Origin of the sequence: Blautia glucerasea, from assembly GCF_020537505.1 — a bacterium.
In the GTDB taxonomy this organism is placed as follows: Bacteria; Bacillota; Clostridia; order Lachnospirales; family Lachnospiraceae; genus Blautia_A.
On sequence record NZ_JAJBMO010000017.1, the window covers coordinates 68,513 to 83,917 of the forward strand.

The window sequence follows — 15,405 nt, forward strand, 5'->3', positions numbered from 1 at the left end:
TTTTTTATAGAAAATTTACGAACTCAAAACAATAACTAAAGATTTTACAAGAATCAAATCTTTTTCAATTCATAATCCCTGGAACCAAGTCCAATCTTTTGTCCATGATCCAGTGTAGCCTCCCACTCTACATTTGGGTTGGAGTCCATAAAGTGGTTATGATGGCAATGCCAGTCCGGTTTCGCAAGGTTATCACCCAGCTGACTGTTGCGGATCGGCTGAGCTGCAAGGCAGGCATCTACGCAGGCTTGATCAAGAGCAATCGGATCGAAGCTTGCGAACATTCCGATATCCGGAAGGATAGGAGCATCATTTTCGACGTGGCAGTCACAGTTCGGGCTGATGTCCTGAACCAGGGCAATGTGGAAGCATGGGCGTCCATGACAGACTGCCTGTGCATATTCTGTCATCTTGCGGCAGAGAAGCTCATTGGAATTGCTGTGCGGATTATGGATGGCATCAAAGCTGCATGCACCGATACAACGGCCGCAGCCCTTGCATTTATCATAATCAATAACAGCCTTTTTCTCCGGATATGTAATTGCATCACTTCCGCATTCTTTTGCGCAGCGCTTGCAGCCGCGACAGACATCTGCCTCAATAACAGGTTTTCCGCTGTTGTGCTGAGCCATTTTTCCTGCACGGCTTCCGCAGCCCATACCAATATTTTTGATTGCACCGCCGAAACCGGTGGCTTCATGTCCTTTGAAGTGAGTAAGGCTGATGAATACGTCAGCATCCATTACAGCACGGCCGATTCTGGCAGTAGGGCAGTATTCTGCATTCTCTACAGGAACCTCCACGTCATCGGTACCGCGAAGTCCGTCACCGATAATGATCTGACAGCCAGTAGTGATGGTATTAAAGCCATTCAGATTTGCGCAATCCATATGCTCCAGGGCATTCTTACGGCTTCCTGGATAAAGGGTGTTGCAGTCTGTGAGAAATGGCATTCCGCCAAGCTCCTTACAAAGATCGGCTACTACTTTTGCATAATTGGGGCGCAGGAACGCAAGATTTCCAAGCTCTCCGAAATGCATTTTGATGGCAACGAATTTACCATCCATATCAATGTTTTTGATTCCGGCTGCGATACACAGCTTTTTCAGCTTGTCCAGCTGGCTTGTGCCGACCTTGCAGCGGAAGTCGGTGAAATATACAGTTGATTTTTCCATAAAATTCCTCATTTCTGATTTTTATTTATCTTCATATTATTCTTGTGATTGCTTTAATGTCAAGTTATTTTTGTACTATAGCGTGCCCCCAAAATCGTTCCCACAAATTGTAACTCACATCTTGCAGAAAGCCTTTTCAAACACGTTTTAAAAGAACTTCAGAACATCCTCCAGCTCTCTGCGCCTCGGACGGCTTGGTTCCTCATCCGCTTTTCCTACAGCAATAACGGAAACAATGGTTTCACTTTCCGGAATAGAAAGCATTTCACGAATTTTGTTCCCATCCCGAAGTCCCATAATCAGAGTGGAAAGACCAAGCTCTGTGGCTTTCAGAATCAGGTTTTCGTTCTGAAGACCAAGGTCATAACAGCCCCATCCATTTCCAATCTCATTATCAGGAGTACCGTCTGTCTGGAAACCGGCACGGTTATGTACGAAGGTAGTGACAATCAAGGCTGCATGCTCGGTTTTGTTATCGTTATTGGCGTAACACAGGCATTCCTTACGAAGCTTCTGACTCATGTCCTCTGATAAAACACAGTAATAACGACCTGTTTCCGTATTCTTCCATGATGGCGCTTCCAAAGCGGCCTGTACAAGCTGCTGGATCTGCTCTTTGGTAACGTTTGTATGGGAACTGTACTTACGCACAGATCTCCTGTTCTCAATAAGTGTCTGAAATTCCATGAAAAAACCTCCCTTAAAGTATGTTTTGGCTGTATTTTAGCATAATTCATTAGATGTGAAAAGTTAAAATTTTTTGTAACCTTGGAATACTATAATGAGGATGGTACACTTCATCAGACCGGTGGCGGTGGAGTATCTATTGATGCTGACGGAACTCAGCGCGCTCTTACAGCGGAAGAGCTTATGGAGGAAATTAATTCCCCGGATGTAGAATATAAAGATGATGGAAGCGTATGGGTTTATTTTCACAATCAGAGTATTGACATTACCGACAAATTTGACGATAATAATATTTGTTTTGTAAAGGTTACAGATGGAAAGGAAACATTCTATTTAACGGTGAAATATAAGAATGGGTACACTTTTTCAAATGATAAATATATAGAACCATAAAGCGTTTCGCAGATGCGGAACAGATGGCTTTCATATAAGGATGGCGAGAGGCAAAGGTCTCTCGCCTGATTTACGTAAGGGGGATGAATATGATTTATGAATTAATAGAAACGGGCAGAGCCAGTGCTCTTTTCGCAGGCTGGCAGGATAGTGTGGTCTGGTCCGCATTGCAGGGGGTGATGGGGAAAATATGTGTGGATTCTCTGGAAAAACCGGAGAGTGGTGTTGCTATGCTTGGGGATTTCTGCTTCCTGAGTGGAAAACCGGAATCAGGAGTCATTTCCGGAGCTTTGGGAAACAGTGCATCAGAGGAAGTAATCCTGGTGCCTCAAAATGATGACTGGTCACAGATGATCGTGGAGTGCTACGGAGAGAAGGCCGAGAAAACAGTTCGTTATGCAATCAAAAAGGAACCTGGGGTTTTTGATTTAAAGCAGCTTCAGAAGGTAACACAAAGTCTGCCGGGAGAGTACGAAATGAGAATGATCGACCAGGCGCTTTTTGAAATTTGCAGAGATACACAGTGGAGCAGAGACCTGACAGCAAACTACGAAAGCTATAGTCAATACAGAGAGTATGGACTTGGTGTTTGTATTTTAAAGGACGGGGAAGTAGTCGCTGGAATTTCCTCTTATTCTGGTTATGGCAGAAGAAGTGACGAGAATCTTAGCTGTCATGGTGGAATTGAAATTGAGGTAGTAACCCGTGAGGACTACCGGAGAAAAGGTCTGGCATATATCGGAGCAGCGCGGCTGCTTCTGGAGTGCGACAAACGCGGGCTTTATCCAAACTGGGATGCAGCCAACAAAATGTCAGTAGGACTGGCAGAGAAACTGGGGTATCATTTCAGTCATGAGTATGTGGTTTATAAAGTGAAAAAGTAAGTTGCGGCGAACATGGAAGTATGGTAGAATATGAAAGACTGAAACGAAACATTATATAATTGTGATTTTTGTTATAAAAAAGAAAAGAAAACACTCATAACAGAAAAAAATTGTCAATTTATTGAAAAAGCAGCGGAAGCATTCAGCTGAAAGAATGGGATGTAAGGCCGCTTTTTAGTGGAAGTAGGAGAACTTATGACTGGATTTAAGAAGCTGGAAAATAGTTTAATAGATGTAATAAAGGAAGAACAGGCTAAGCTTGGCTTTAAGGAAGAGAAGATTCACTTATATTATCCGCTATCTTCCCTAAATCATTTTTTTTCTGTGCAGGACAATGCAGAAGAAATGTTGGCTCGTCTGCAGAATCTGCCGGAAGAGCTGACTTCCAAGCTGGGAAATGTGGCGGTGTCTCATAAAGGGGACAGATTCTGTTTTTATATTCCGGAGCCTGGAAGCGTTTATGTGCATGAGAATATGAAAGAGAATGAATTTATCAAAGTGCTCATCGAACTGGTTCAGAAGCATGACTGCACAAAGGTGAAATTACTTGACCTGTTTACCTCTTACTGGGAAAAAACAGAAAGTCAGGAAATGGACAATGGAGAATTTGATTTCTATATCCGTTTCCTGGATAAGGCAGATGATACCTATTATTACTGCTTTAAGGATGAGGGATTCCACTTTATTTATCATAGATTTCTGCCAGAGGATTATGAGGATTTTGGATTTTGAACAAGCGTAAATCTTGACAAACAAGAAAACTTGTGCGTATATTGTAAAAAAGCTGTTGCTTGTTCATTACAAAGGAGGAGATCGAAATGGATTTGAAAAACTATTCAACAGGTGTCCAGCATATCGGAATTCCAACAAACGATATTGATAAAACCGTAGAATTTTATCATAAACTGGGCTTTGAAACTGCTTTTGAAACAGTTAATAAAGAAGCAGACGAGAAGGTTGTATTCCTGAAGCTTGGAACTCTGGTTGTGGAAACCTATGAGAATCACACAGCAGCTCTTCGTGCAGGAGCAATTGATCATGTTGCACTTGATGTTAAGGACATAGAAGAAATTTATCAGTACGTTAACGAGGTTGGTTTGAATACCACACAGGACAGTATTCATTTTTTACCATTCTGGGAAAATGGAGTAAAGTTTTTCACTATTGAAGGTCCGAACAAAGAGAAGGTTGAATTCAGTCAGTACTTATAAAGGATATTTATAACAGGAAGCCGGTACATTGCCTGAAACAATGTACCGGCTTTTATAAGGTGGATGGAAAAATGAAACAGTTAAAAAAATGGTTTCTGAATCTTTCGATTCAGAGAAAATATCTGTATTGTACACTAGGCATTACATTGGTTGTGCTTTTGGCAGCCAGCTTTTTCCAGTTTATGTCTGCATCTGAAATCGTAACAGAGCAGACTGTGAAACAATCGGCAGGAGTGATTAATGAGTTGTCTGTTAATCTGGATCATTATTTCGATATGGTGGAAAATTCATTTGAGTATATCGCAAATAATAGTATCGTGCAGGAGGAACTGGAGTCAGATGAACCATATAAATCTGACGGCTCCGAGCTATATTCTTATTATTCAAGGGCTGGTCAGATTAGAAGGCTGCTGTTGCAAGGCTACACAAGCATATATATAAATGATATTCAGCTGTATGGATACAATGGTGCAAACCATCTTCTTTCCAATGACAGAGGTATCAATGAAGAAAGCTCCGAGATTTCCTGTACAATGGCTGAAAATGCAAATGGACGCTGTGTTTACTATAATGCAGCGGACGAAAAACTAATCTATGTGGCAAAGCAGATAAAAGATGTATTGACTATGGAGCCTCTTGGAGTTTTGCGGGCTTCTATAAAAATCAGCTATCTGAAGAAAATGACGCTTACAGCACAGGAGTCCTTGTCTGCCCATATATTTTTACTGGGCCAGGACAAAAATATTCTGTTGGAAAGTGCTGGGGAAAATACGGATTTGAAGGATCAGAAATGGCTGGATCAGATTAATGGAAATTCTGGAAACCTCCGGCTTAATCTGGATGGGAAAGCTTACAACCTCGTTTATCAGACAAGCTCTGATACGGGACTTACGGTTGTGGGAATGATTCCTACCAGCTTTTTGCAGAAAACGGCCCGGGAACTGGAAAAAACCACTGCGCTGTTAATCGGAATCAGCATTCTATTGTGTGTTTTTCTTGCAAACATTATGGCGCGTGGAATTACTGGACCTATTGAACAAACCAGTAATGCTATGAAAAAATTTGCCAAAGGAGATTTCTCAGTGCGTCTTCCGGAAGAGCGAACTGATGAAATCGGAGAGATGAATTCTGTTTTCAACCAGACCATTGAAAAGATTGAAAAGCTGTTGAAGCAGATTGTTGAGATGGAAATGGTAAATAAAGATATGGAATTTCAGGCATTGCAGGCACAGATCAATCCACATTTTCTTTATAATGTACTGGATACGATCAACTGGATGGCAAGAAAAAAAGGGGAAGAAAATATCTGCCGGATGGTAACTGCAATCAGCAATCTTATGAGAGCAAGTATCAGCAACAAACGAAGTATGGTACGCGTGAAGGAAGAACTGAAATATATTGAAGATTATCTCTACATTCAGGAAACAAGATATGGAGATAAATTCACCTCATATATCGAGGTAGATGAGGCACTGAATGAACTGGAAATTCCTAAGATGGTAATTCAGACTCTGGTTGAAAACGCAGTTGTTCATGGAGTTGAAAATGCAACCTGGGATTGTTTCCTCTACATTTCAGGAGAAATCCAGGATGATATGGCTGTATTTAAGGTAACGGACGATGGTGTGGGAATATCGGCAGAGAAATTAGAAGCCCTTATGAAAATGGAGAAAGAACCGGAACATACGGCAGAAAGAACACATACGAATCTGGGAATTTATGCAGTGCAAAAACGTCTGGAATATGTATATCATGGAAAAGCAAAAATGACGATCACATCGGAAAAAGAAAAGGGAACTCTGGTGGTGCTGGAAATTCCTCTGAGAAAAACGAAGGAGATTATGGAAAATGGAACTTCAGGTAATGATATTGGATGATGAGCATATTATTCTGGATGGCTTGTGCTCTTTTCCCTGGTCTGATTATGGATATCAGGTAGCAGCTACTGCCAAAAATGGTCTGGAGGGACTGGAAAAGCTGGAGCATATAAAACCGGATCTGATTCTTACAGATGTTCGGATGCCCGGAATGGATGGTCTGGATTTCGCGGAACGGGCTCACGAGATGTATCCGGATACGGTTATTGTAATTCTGACAGGTTACGACAGCTTTGCCTATGCTCAAAAAGCAATCACTATTGGTGTGAAGGAATATCTGCTGAAGCCAATTGACTATGAGGAATTAAAAAATATGGCAGCCCGGCTTGCAGAAGAGATACATGCAAAAAAAGATGAACAGCAGGAGGTTCGGGATTTACAGAAATATTTTAATCAGTCTGTACCGGAACTGCGATCTAAATTTGCAGGGAATCTTCTCTATGGAAGGATTCAGGGAAAAGGTGTGGTGCAGGAGCAGGCGAAATCCCTCAAACTGACCATTGAGAAATATATTGTATGTGTTGGAAGAAAAATAGTCGGGGAAAAACGGCTTCACGAAGGTGATAAATGGATTGAAGAATTTGCCTGTATCAATATTTTTGAAGAAATTTTCAATAATTACAACATACAGGTATTAAGTGATTATAACACTGCTACAGCTGAGTATAATTTTATCCTTCTGTTTGCAGAAGAGGAAGAAAATCAGAAATGTATGGAACGGGCACTTCAGGCTTGTGGAAAAATTCAGGAAGAAGTGGAACGGTATCTGAAGGCATATATGAATTTTGGAATCAGTGATATTTCAGAAGATGAATACCAGGCAAATGCCCAGTACCGAAAAGCCCAGAAAGCGTGCAGACAGTGTATTTATCTTGGCACAAACATTATTCTGAAATATGAAGACCTGCAATATGAGGAACAGAAGGATTTTGTAATTACGCCGGGAGAAAGAATGCATTTTATGATGACTCTGTTTCAGGAGAGCTTCGAAAAAGCGGAAGATGAATTGCGTCAGATTTTTGCAGAAGCACCGGAGGATGGAGCGGCTGTTAAATTTGCAGCAATGGATTTGCTGTTTGGATGCATGAAGTTTCCATACACCTGTGCAGTAGACAGTGAAATACATAATAAAAACTGGAATTTTTCTGTTTTGCAGGATGGAGTAAAACGTATTTCTCAGTGTGAAACTACAGAAGAGGTTCTGTTTTGTATGTTTAATCTGTTTGGAACATTGATCAAGCAGAATACCGAAGGCTCAGATGAGCGGAATCGGAAGCTGGTTCAGAGCATCTTATCGTATATTGAGAAAAATTATGCTGAGGATATTTCAATGGATGATCTTACAGAGAAGTTCCATATAAGCCGAACCTATATCAGCCGGCTTCTGAAGAAATATGCTGGAAAAAGCTTTCTGGAATATCTGACAGATGTTCGCTTTAAGCATGTGGAGCAGTTAATCGCAGATGATCGTTATAAGCAATATGAAATAGCGGAAATGGTAGGATATAAGGATTTCGGATACTATATCAAGGTATTTAAAAAGCGATATGGTATCACTCCTAATGAATTTCGTAAGCATATCTAAAGATAATGGGAGTTTTGTGCACAAAAGGAAACTGTGTACAAATCTCCCATTTTTACGTTTATTTCCAATTGTTTATAGAAGCACCAGAAGGTAAAATAAAATCATCAAAAGCGAGGAAACCTAAAATAAAAGGAGGAAAAGGAAAATGAAAAAAATGAAAAAAATGGTATCTCTTGCATTGACAGCAGCTATGACAGCTGGTCTCATGACAGGAATGGGAGCTATGACAGCTTCAGCAGACAGCGAGAGAACAAAAATCACTGCGTTGTTAAAAGGAACGGAATCATCAGAGCAGTATTTGACTTTTGATTATCTGCTGAAAAATTTTTGCGAAGAGAAAGGTCTGGACTACGAAATTGAACTTGTAAACGATCAACAGGATTACTTCACAAAACTGCAGATGTACATCAACAGTGATACACTTCCGGATATCTTTGGATGCCCGAATGGAGCACTATCTGCAGCCTGCAAGGATGTTGATGCTCTGGTTGATGTAGGCGCAGAACTGGAAAGAAACGGATATGCAGATAAATTAAACGGAGCAATTCGTGATTTCCTTACTGATGCAGATGATGGAAATCTGTATTTGTTCCCACAGGCACTGTATTGTGAGTTTTTTATGTACAGAAAAGACATCTTTGAAGATGCTGGAATTACTGAAGCACCAACGACCTGGAAAGAGTTTGAAGAGGATTGCCAGAAAATCGCAGATATGGGTGAGATTCCGGTAATTGTAGGAGGATCCGATGCATGGCAGCTTATGAGATATCTTTCCTTCTCTCCATGGAGAGTAACAGGTCCTGAATTTATCCAGGGATATCAGGCAGGAACAGATTCCTTTAGTGAAAACGAGTCTGCGAAATATGCAGTAAATCTTCTTGCTGATCTTGGAACAAAAGGATATTTTGAGCCTGGATTTGCAAGCGTAGACTTCACATCCGCAAGTAACCTGTTCTTCGGTGGTACAGGAGCGATTTTCTATACAGGTTCCGGACAGTTTAGCATGGCAGAAGAAATGTATGATAATGGTCAGCTTGGATTCTTCCCGGTACCGGATACAGAAGGAATGGACAATATGTCTACAAACGTTCCTGTTCATGCAGGATTCGCAGAAGCATTCAACAAGGTTACCTATGATGATACCATGCAGGAGTTCTTTGACTACATGTGCGAGAATTATTCTGATGTATGCTACAATCAGGTAAAGATTTTTTCACCATTTAGTGATGAAACAATTCCAGAAGGACTTCCGCAGTTATTCTACGATGTTCAGCCAATGTTCGAAAATGCGGAAACAGCATGGACTTCCTGGGACGATAAACTTGATTCTGATGTGCTGACTAAGATTGTTGATGAGCAGCAGAAACTGGCGCAGGGAATTACTACACCAGATGAATTTGTTGAAACCTGTGATTCTTTTGTTAAATAAAGAATTTTGAACATGCAGGAATGAGACTGGCGGATTAACCGTCAGTCTCTTTTAAAGAAAGGAGGGAGTCACATGCAGAAAGCATTTGGAAAAAAATCAGTAATTTTTATGTTCCTTTTTCCTGCATTACTTATCTATACTGCATTTGTTATTGTGTCCATTGTATGGGCAGGCTATTACAGCTTTTTTGACTGGAGTGGTGTAGGTGAAAAAATCTATGTGGGATTTAAAAACTATGCAGAGCTTTTAACACAGGATACGGTGTTCCGTTCTACGATATGGCATACGATCATTTATACCATTATCAATGTGGCAATTCAGGTATTTGGAGGTTTGTTGTTTGCAATCCTTCTTTCCAGAATCAAAAAAGGCAGAGTTACTTTACAGACTTTATATTACATCCCGGTCGTAATTTCATCCGTTGCAATCTGTCAGATTTTTACAAAGCTGTTTTCTGTAACTCCAATTGGAATCGTGAATCAGATTTTATCATTTGTGAACCCTTCATTTAAGTTTATGGAGTGGATCTCAAATCCTCAGGTTTCACTGTATGTGGCAGCATTTGTAGAGGCTTATAAATATCTTGGACTGTATATGGTTATTTTCTATGCAGCACTGATTGGTGTACCGGACGAACTGGGCGAGGCAGCACTGATTGACGGAGCAGCAGTATGGCAGGAATATCTGTATGTAAAAATTCCGTACATTAAGCCGGTTATTATTGCCAACTGCCTTCTGGTATTAAATGGATCCTTAAGATCTTTTGAATTCTCATACCTGCTGACACATGGCGGACCTGGAAATGCTTCCGAGCTTATGACAACTTACATGTACAAACAGGCATTCAGCAGTATGAAGTATGGATACGGAAGTGCCGTAGCCATTATGATCGTAATCATTTGTATGGTAGTAGGATTATTGTTCCGTAAATTTTCAGAACAGGGGGAAGACGAATGAAAAAGAAAAAAATTTCCATTCCGGGCATTATTAAATGGATCATTGCGTTACTCCTGGTCATTATGCAGGTGTACCCTTTCTTCTATGTATTTACCTCCAGTTTTAAATCCCTGGATGATTTTAGAAAGCTTCCGGCATATGCACTTCCATCTAAGTGGGTATTAACAAACTTTATTAATGTTTTTACCAAGAGTCATATGCCCACTTATTTTAAAAACAGTATTATCGTTTTAATCGGTGTATTAGTTCCTTTGCTTTTATTTGCACTGATGGCTGGATTTGCACTCAGTAAAATTAAATTCAAAGGAAGAAAAGTAATCCTGAACTATTTCCTGCTTGGATTAATGCTTCCTATGCAGGTTGCCCTGATTCCCTTGTTCACTATTTTTAACAAAATGGGACTGATCAATACATATCCGGCAATTATTATACCGCAGATTGCATTTTCATTATCCTATTCTATCCAGCTGTTTTATTCCTTTAACAAGTTCTTCCCTGAGGAAATGCTGGAAGCTGCTATTATTGACGGATGTTCTCCAATGGGCTGCTTTTTCAAAATGGTAGTTCCAATGTCCTTGAACTCTATCATTACCGTAGCTACCATGCAGGCTGTTTTCTGCTGGAATGAATATATCAATGCTTATACATTTACAAGATCAACAGATATGAAAACAATTACACTGGGTCTGAATGACTTCGTGGGAAGTATGGGACTGACTGACTGGGGTGCAACCTTTGCGGCAATAACAGTTACAGTACTCCCGGTATTTATTTTCTATTTCTTCAGCAGCAAAAAGATGCTGGCAGGTATGACAGCCGGTGCTGTGAAGGGATGAGTAAAGCGTGATATTAATGTAGGATTATTTAATTATTACTTTGAGTTGGTTATAAATCAGAAAAAAACGGCGGGGTATGGACGCCTGTAAAGAAAAGGAGAATATATTATGCAGAAATTATACTATCAGTTTCCGGAAACCTGGTTCGGTGATTGTATGCCATTTGGACATGGAGATAAATTTTATTTATATCATCAGAGAGACACCAGAAAACCGGGACCGTTTGGAGAGCCGTTTGGCTGGGATTTAGCAACAACCTCTGATTTTGTTCACTATGAAGACTGTGGTGTGGCAATTCCAAGAGGAACTGATGAAGAGCAGGATCAGTTTATTTTCGCAGGAAGTGTGTTTGAAGCAGAAGGACAGTATCATATTTTCTATACAGGTTACAACCGTGATTATCCAGCTCTTGGAAAACCGTCGCAGGTACTGATGCATGCATATAGTGATGATCTGGTTACCTGGCACAAAACTCAGGATGCTCTTACTTTTACCCCACAGGAAGGCTATGATCCAGATGACTGGAGAGATCCGTGGGTGATCCGTGATGAGGAAAATGACCAGTATTTACTGATTCTTGGAGCAAGACTGCAGGGACCGAAAACAAGACAGACAGGAAGAACTGTTAAGTTTACTTCCAAGGATCTGAAAAACTGGAAGTTTGAAGGTGATTTCTGGGCACCAGATCTTTATACCATGCATGAAATGCCAGACCTGTTTAAAATCGGTGACTGGTGGTATCATATTGTGACAGAATACAGTGACAGAAGCAAAATGGTTTATCGTATGAGCAAGAGCCTGAATGGTCCATGGATCGCACCGAAGGATGATGCATTTGACGGCAGAGCTTATTATGCAGGACGTACTTTTGAACTGAACGGACAGAGAATCCTGTTTGGCTGGGTAGCAACAAAAGACAAAGATGATGACGATGAAAACTTCATCTGGGCAGGAACCTTCATGGCACATGAGGTATACCAGAAAGAGGATGGTACTCTCGGCGTAAGAATTCCGGAAACAGTATGGAATGCTTTTGACAAAGAGGAAAAGAAGGATGATTTCGTTATCGATACACCAACTAAGAGTTCAGAAGTTGTTGTTGGAAGAAATACCGGTGACATTTTCAAATTTGAAGCAGATGTGGAATTCTCTGAGGGCACAAGAACATTTGGCGTGAGATTTTATGAGGACGAGGATAAAGCAGAATCTTATCAGTTTGTATTTAATACTACAGAGAACCGTTATGTATTCGAGAAGAAACCGAACTGGCCATGGCCTGCAAATCAGAACATCGGACTGGAAAGACCAATTGATCTGATCCCGGGAAAGAAATATAACATCCGTATGATCGTGGATGACACAATTGCTACCATTTATGTGGACGGTGTGGCTTTGAATGCACGAGCATACAAGAGACCAGGAGAAAGCTTATCTCTGTTTGCTTCTGAGGGAAGCATGAAGGTTACAAATTGCAAGGTGACTACTGGATTGAAGTAATTTAGTGCAGCTGAAAAGAGCCTGGTGGAAGTTTTACTTCCACCAGGCTCTGATAAATTCTGGTATAACAGTCTTTTGCTTTTTTTAATAAGCTCTCTTTATGATTTCATTCATATGCTGTGCAGCTTCAAATCGAATTCGCTCTTCATCTAATGTAAGTACCTCACGATTTTTCATAACAAGCTTTCCGTTGATGATGGAATCGATTACATCATGTCCATTTGCAGCATCTACAATAGTATTTACAAGATTCTGAGTTGGTGTAATATGCGGCTGATCAATATTTAAAAGAATCAGATCGGCTTTCTTTCCTTCTTTTACAGATCCCAGAATATCGCCATGTCCGATAGCATTTGCGCCTCCCTGAGAAGCCATTTTCAAAAGAGTCGGGCAGGTCATAACTACCGGATTGAAAGAAGGAAGTCCCCAATAAGCCAGCATAGAATAACGCAGAACCTTCATCTCATCGAAAATATCCAGGTTAGAAGGAGCTGCTCCATCACAACCTAAACCTACACTTGCACCAGCTTCCAGGATCTGCGGAGCCTTCGGGAAGCCATGATTTGCCAGGTTGGCTCTTGGGCAATGAATCATTTTTACTTCTCGTTCTGCCATCAACGTAATATCATGGTCAGATAGCATAACATTATGTGCAGTCAGAAGATTTGGTCCCAAAATTCCCATTTCATCTAAAAACTCAGCAGGACGTTTTTGATAATTTTGCAGGCAAAAGCTCACTTCATCTTTATGCTCACATAAATGTGCATGGATGCCTGTATGAAGCTCTTTGGCACATTCACCTACCATGGTGATGAGATCTCTGGAGCAGGTCATTACCTGACGAATAGCAAACCAGATATCCACACGGCCATCGCCGGCCCCCTGATAGTTCTTATACAGCTCTTTTGTATGGTCTATAGCTTCAGAAGCAGTTTCCTTCATTGCGCCTGTAATAGCATTGCCCATATCCATTGTGGATTTCGCTATTGCGGCTCTCATACCGGATTCTATAACTGCATCAGCCACACGCTCCATATGTACACCGCCGGAATCAGCAAAAGCAGTAGTTCCGTTTTTGATCATTTCCAGACAGGCTAACTGTCCGCTGACGTAAGAATCTTCCGGGAGAAGATTGCTTTCAAAGGGAACCAGGAAACGAGTCCAAACCATAGGATATTCATCGGCAACACGACCTCTTAACAGCTGCTGACAGGTATGTGTATGACCATCTATTAAGCCTGGCATAACAAGCTTACCTTTACCATCAAGTGTTTCTGTGGCAACACTATCAGCGAATTCATCTGCTGAACCGATTTTCTTGATCCAGGTGTCTTTAATTCCTACTGAACAGGTGGATGAAACGCTCATATCAGGATTCAAAACCTGACAATTTTTGATTAAAATATCATAGTTTTCCATAAGCTACCTCATTTCATCTCATATGTTTGTTAAATGGCTCCTGTCATTTTCAAAACAACGTCTGCAACAAGAGCGGAGAATATAAAGGTTCCGGTAATTACAAATAAAGTGATCAATACCAGCTTCCATCCCATTTTTGCAAAATCCTTTAAATCTTTTCCAAGAGAAATACCGGCAAATGCACCAAGTGCTGTAGCCGGTGCTAAAAATGCAACAGAAGATGTAGTTCCAACTACGATATCTTTTACCGGTGAAACAGGACATGCAAGAAGCAGTCCGAGAAGGGATACATACATCATAGAAGGAAGCTTAACAAATCGGCTCATAAATTTACTTATAGTAAGACCGATAAGAGAAATAGCACTCAGTAAAAGAACTCCAATAATGGAATCTTTTACGGGCATTTTATAACCAATTACATTTGTAAGTATTATAATCACAGACACCATGAGAAGCAGTCCAAGCTGCTGTACGAAGTATTTTCTGACCATTTATTTAACCTCCTGATTATTTTTGCGTCCAATCTTAGGCTCTAAAATTGCGTATAATTTTTTTGCAAGAGGAAGACCTACGAAGGTACCCATGTAAATTCCGGTAATACCGGTCAGCATATCACTGGCACCACCCATGATCATAATATTTTCTGCCTGCTGTGGGTATATTTCACCTAATGTTCCGGCAGCAGCAGTCATCATGGATCCACTTCCTACTCCACTGGCCATACCAAGAGCAATAGGATCGAAAATATTCCAGGAAGCTACAACGCTTGCAAGAATGCTGATAAATACTGTTCCGATTACAGAACCTACAATGTAAACTGCAAAGGTTCCTTTTGTTTCCGGAGCGTCCGGTCCAAAAATATCTGTGGTCAATCCAAGGTTTGAATCACGGTTAATTGAGTAACATGCACCAATAGATTCCTTCTTTAAACCAAGTAATAATGCGAGCGGCATAGATAAGAGAATCGTTCCAAGGTTTCCGAATTCCTGAAGAAGCAATGCAGGACCCACTGAAACCAGTTTTGCAAGATTTGCACCGGAAGAAATGCCCATTTTTGCCATAAAAGGTGCCAAAACCACAAGAACCAGGCTTCCGCCTATTTTACATTCCTCAGTTTTGAATACTTTAAAAATATCCGGTCCTAAAAGCCCTCCGAATATGACGGCAAACACCATCGGGAACAGAGTAAGTGTACCAATGCCAACGTTAAGCTTAACAGTTCCGATCAGATCACAGACTGCGGAAATGACCAGAGCGGCAAGGTAAATTTTCCAGTACTTTTTGATGACAATCTTTAGTTTTTCCATATAAGAAACTCCTTCCTTTTTTTCTGCACAGGTGCGCAGCAATTTATGCTGTAAGTATAACATGAGAGCTGATTTCTGCGAACATACCAAAAAGGGGATGTGAAATAAGTCCCTAAAAGAAATAGGACCATTCGTTCATGCGAAAGGT

General features: G+C 40.7%; 15 protein-coding genes. 10 read left to right on the plus strand and 5 right to left on the minus strand.

The genetic code is table 11. The features are described 5' to 3' along the window. Window positions 1-53: 53 nt before the first annotated feature. Both LIQ05_RS13275 and LIQ05_RS13280 read right to left on the minus strand, forming a co-directional pair. A complete protein-coding gene (locus tag LIQ05_RS13275; protein ID WP_226821366.1) occupies window positions 54-1,175 on the minus strand; it encodes a DUF362 domain-containing protein in 1,122 nt (373 codons plus the stop codon). A gap of 147 nt (window positions 1,176-1,322) precedes the next feature. Continuing rightward, entirely contained in the window at window positions 1,323-1,862 is a 540-nt protein-coding gene (locus tag LIQ05_RS13280; protein WP_226821368.1) for a nitroreductase family protein, read from the minus strand. Between the two features lie 81 nt (window positions 1,863-1,943). On the opposite strand from LIQ05_RS13280, the gene LIQ05_RS13285 reads away from it, so the two are divergent. The 10 genes from LIQ05_RS13285 (at window position 1,944) to LIQ05_RS13330 (ending at window position 12,531) form a co-directional block, all read left to right on the plus strand. After that, entirely contained in the window at window positions 1,944-2,255 is a 312-nt protein-coding gene (locus LIQ05_RS13285) for a hypothetical protein (protein WP_226821370.1), read from the plus strand. Window positions 2,256-2,344: 89 nt separating this feature from the next. Beyond that, window positions 2,345-3,139: a GNAT family N-acetyltransferase gene (locus LIQ05_RS13290; protein ID WP_226821372.1), complete on the plus strand. Its 795-nt coding sequence runs from the start codon at window positions 2,345-2,347 to the stop codon at window positions 3,137-3,139. A 195-nt stretch (window positions 3,140-3,334) separates the two neighbouring features. Further along, a complete protein-coding gene (locus LIQ05_RS13295; protein WP_226821374.1) occupies window positions 3,335-3,871 on the plus strand; it encodes a DUF3877 family protein in 537 nt (178 codons plus the stop codon). Between the two features lie 86 nt (window positions 3,872-3,957). Then, window positions 3,958-4,350, plus strand: coding sequence for a VOC family protein (locus LIQ05_RS13300; protein WP_226821376.1), 393 nt, complete (start codon window positions 3,958-3,960; stop codon window positions 4,348-4,350). Window positions 4,351-4,421: 71 nt separating this feature from the next. Next, complete coding sequence (locus LIQ05_RS13305; RefSeq protein ID WP_226821378.1) at window positions 4,422-6,227, plus strand: cache domain-containing sensor histidine kinase; 1,806 nt, start codon at window positions 4,422-4,424, stop codon at window positions 6,225-6,227. Continuing rightward, window positions 6,199-7,812, plus strand: a complete 1,614-nt coding sequence (locus LIQ05_RS13310; RefSeq protein WP_226821380.1) for a response regulator — start codon at window positions 6,199-6,201, stop codon at window positions 7,810-7,812. Before LIQ05_RS13305 ends, LIQ05_RS13310 begins: the two co-directional genes overlap by 29 nt. 145 nt (window positions 7,813-7,957) lie before the next feature. Continuing rightward, a complete protein-coding gene (locus LIQ05_RS13315; protein ID WP_226821382.1) occupies window positions 7,958-9,241 on the plus strand; it encodes an ABC transporter substrate-binding protein in 1,284 nt (427 codons plus the stop codon). Window positions 9,242-9,313: 72 nt separating this feature from the next. After that, on the plus strand, window positions 9,314-10,198 hold the full coding sequence (locus tag LIQ05_RS13320) for a carbohydrate ABC transporter permease (RefSeq protein ID WP_226821384.1): 885 nt from the start codon (window positions 9,314-9,316) through the stop codon (window positions 10,196-10,198). After that, a complete protein-coding gene (locus LIQ05_RS13325) occupies window positions 10,195-11,034 on the plus strand; it encodes a carbohydrate ABC transporter permease (protein ID WP_226821386.1) in 840 nt (279 codons plus the stop codon). The genes LIQ05_RS13320 and LIQ05_RS13325 overlap by 4 nt, the downstream gene beginning before the upstream one ends. A 108-nt stretch (window positions 11,035-11,142) precedes the next feature. Then, window positions 11,143-12,531 (plus strand): glycoside hydrolase family 32 protein, encoded by a 1,389-nt coding sequence (locus LIQ05_RS13330; RefSeq protein ID WP_226821388.1) that lies wholly within the window; start codon window positions 11,143-11,145, stop codon window positions 12,529-12,531. 84 nt (window positions 12,532-12,615) lie between these two features. Here the strand turns inward: LIQ05_RS13330 and LIQ05_RS13335 are convergent, their stop codons facing one another. Genes LIQ05_RS13335 through LIQ05_RS13345 form a run of 3 tightly spaced genes read right to left on the minus strand, consistent with a single transcriptional unit; the run spans window position 12,616 to window position 15,257 of the window. After that, entirely contained in the window at window positions 12,616-13,950 is a 1,335-nt protein-coding gene (locus tag LIQ05_RS13335; RefSeq protein WP_226821390.1) for an amidohydrolase, read from the minus strand. 29 nt (window positions 13,951-13,979) lie between these two features. Then, complete coding sequence (locus LIQ05_RS13340) at window positions 13,980-14,441, minus strand: hypothetical protein (protein WP_021925173.1); 462 nt, start codon at window positions 14,439-14,441, stop codon at window positions 13,980-13,982. After that, window positions 14,442-15,257, minus strand: a complete 816-nt coding sequence (locus tag LIQ05_RS13345; RefSeq protein WP_226821392.1) for a DUF3100 domain-containing protein — start codon at window positions 15,255-15,257, stop codon at window positions 14,442-14,444. It lies immediately after the preceding gene. Window positions 15,258-15,405: the final 148 nt, after the last annotated feature.

Bases quoted from the DNA above. Each gene is read 5' to 3' on its own strand.
- LIQ05_RS13335 (WP_226821390.1), bottom strand. From the start codon at position 13,950: ATGGAAAACTATGATATTTTAATCAAAAATTGTCAGGTTTTGAATCCT.
- LIQ05_RS13320 (WP_226821384.1), top strand. From the start codon at position 9,314: ATGCAGAAAGCATTTGGAAAAAAATCAGTAATTTTTATGTTCCTTTTT.
- LIQ05_RS13280 (WP_226821368.1), bottom strand. From the start codon at position 1,862: ATGGAATTTCAGACACTTATTGAGAACAGGAGATCTGTGCGTAAGTAC.
- LIQ05_RS13325 (WP_226821386.1), top strand. From the start codon at position 10,195: ATGAAAAAGAAAAAAATTTCCATTCCGGGCATTATTAAATGGATCATT.
- LIQ05_RS13340 (WP_021925173.1), bottom strand. From the start codon at position 14,441: ATGGTCAGAAAATACTTCGTACAGCAGCTTGGACTGCTTCTCATGGTG.
- LIQ05_RS13295 (WP_226821374.1), top strand. From the start codon at position 3,335: ATGACTGGATTTAAGAAGCTGGAAAATAGTTTAATAGATGTAATAAAG.
- LIQ05_RS13290 (WP_226821372.1), top strand. From the start codon at position 2,345: ATGATTTATGAATTAATAGAAACGGGCAGAGCCAGTGCTCTTTTCGCA.
- LIQ05_RS13345 (WP_226821392.1), bottom strand. From the start codon at position 15,257: ATGGAAAAACTAAAGATTGTCATCAAAAAGTACTGGAAAATTTACCTT.
- LIQ05_RS13330 (WP_226821388.1), top strand. From the start codon at position 11,143: ATGCAGAAATTATACTATCAGTTTCCGGAAACCTGGTTCGGTGATTGT.
- LIQ05_RS13300 (WP_226821376.1), top strand. From the start codon at position 3,958: ATGGATTTGAAAAACTATTCAACAGGTGTCCAGCATATCGGAATTCCA.
- LIQ05_RS13315 (WP_226821382.1), top strand. From the start codon at position 7,958: ATGAAAAAAATGAAAAAAATGGTATCTCTTGCATTGACAGCAGCTATG.
- LIQ05_RS13305 (WP_226821378.1), top strand. From the start codon at position 4,422: ATGAAACAGTTAAAAAAATGGTTTCTGAATCTTTCGATTCAGAGAAAA.
- LIQ05_RS13275 (WP_226821366.1), bottom strand. From the start codon at position 1,175: ATGGAAAAATCAACTGTATATTTCACCGACTTCCGCTGCAAGGTCGGC.
- LIQ05_RS13310 (WP_226821380.1), top strand. From the start codon at position 6,199: ATGGAACTTCAGGTAATGATATTGGATGATGAGCATATTATTCTGGAT.